The following is a 1,677-nucleotide window of genomic DNA, read 5'->3' as shown; positions in this document are numbered from 1 at the left end:
CCCCGACCCGGCCCCCGTGGCGCTCGCGCAGGTACTCCAGCTTCATGTGCAGGTCGGTCGCCCGGTCGGCGCCGGGCACCGCGGCGTCGGGGATGTTCGACAGGGTCCGCAGGTTCTTGAAGTCGTGGGCCTCGTCGATGGCCAGCCAGTCGATGCCGGTCTGCTCGAATGTCAGGCCGGGGTCCTTGATCTTGTCGAGCTTCTCCTTCAGCCGCTCCTCGGCGCGGGCGAGGATGCCCTCCATCCGCTTGACGTTCAGCGACCGCTCGCCACTGGCATTCAGGTCCTCCAGCCAGGCACGGACTCGGGCCGATTCGCGCTCCTCGTAGCGGGTCTGGGTCTCCACGCTCATGGGGAGCTTGGTGAACGCGGAACGGGTGAGGATGATCGCGTCCCAGTCTCCGGTGGCGGCACGGGCGACGAAGTCGCGGCGGCGCTGGGCGGAGAGGTCGTCCCTGCCGGCGGGCAGGATGTTGGCCCGGGGATAGAGCGCCAGGAACTCGGCCGCGAACTGGTCGAGCATGTGGTTCGGCACGACGATGGCGGGCTTGCGGACCATGCCGAGTCGCTTGAGCTCCATTGCTCCGGCGATCATCTCGACCGTCTTGCCGGCGCCGACCTCGTGGAACAGCCCGACGGCGGGCTCGGAGATCATCCGGGCGATCGCGGCCCGCTGGTGCGGGCGTAGCGGGGGGAAGGTCTCGGCGATGCCGGGCAGGGTGAGCTCGCTGCCGTCGTAGGAGCGCAGCACGATGGCGTTGAAGCGCTCGTTGTAGACGCGGGCCAGGTGCTCGGCACGCTGCGGGTCCTCCCACACCCACTCCCCGAACCGGGCGTCGAGGGCGGCCATCTTCTCCTGGGCGGCCAGGGTCTCGGTGGTGTTGAGCCAGCGCCGGCCGTCCTCGTCCTCGTCGTAGACGCGCACGGAGCGCTGTTCCAGGGCTGCTTCGGCGAGGTCGGGTGCTGCGCGGCGGGTCGTGCCCCAGGTCGAGGTCGCCGCGACGCTGGTGCCGGCGCCCTGGACCTTCCAGATGTTCCCGCCGGCGTGCTCGACCCGCAGGCGTGGGTCCTCGAGGGTCTCGCGCAGGAACTGTTGGACGTGGTCGGCGGAGATCCAGGGGGCGCCGAGCCGGGCGTGGATCTCGGCCGGGCCGAGGTCGCTGGGGATGATCGGGCGGAGGGCGTCGACGTTGCGCTGGAAGCGGGGGTCGGCGTCGGCCGCGGCCTCGGCTGCGGCGAGCTTCGACCGGACGTTGCCGGACAGGTACTCCGCGGCGACGACCAGCCGCCCGGGTTCGGCGACGGTCCCGGACTGGTCTGCCCGGGCCGGCTCCTCGAAGACCAGGTCGCCGAGCTGGTCTCGGACGTCTGCGGGATCGGTCTGCAGCAGCGCCGCGATGTGGTCGGTGTTCACCACGCCGTAGGTGTCCAGGCAGATGGCCAGGGCCTCGGCAGGGGTCTCTGCGCTGGTCCGCGGCCGCCGCGGCGCGACGACGCGCTCGGTGAAGATCGCCGCGCGGCTCGCTTGCCCGGTCGACTCGTCGTAGTCCTCCAGCGCGCGGACCACGGGGGAGTAGGGGTCGGTCCTGAAGCCGCCCTGGGGCGGGTACTGCTTGGCGAGGATGTCCTCGCCGGTCTCGGCGTTCTGTCGCCCGGTGCGGCGCCACGTGAACCGGC

General features: G+C 71.6%; 1 protein-coding gene. It reads right to left on the bottom strand.

Annotated features, from left to right (window positions below):
* Nucleotides 1-1,677: DUF8437 domain-containing protein (locus WHI96_RS27605; RefSeq protein WP_432422467.1), on the bottom strand; the 1,677-nt coding region annotated here is incomplete at both ends.

Source organism: Pseudonocardia tropica (genome assembly GCF_040105315.1).
Classification (GTDB): Bacteria; Actinomycetota; Actinomycetes; order Mycobacteriales; family Pseudonocardiaceae; genus Pseudonocardia; species Pseudonocardia alni.
Note: the sequence above shows the minus strand (reverse complement) of the source record. Positions and strands in the feature narration are given on the sequence as shown.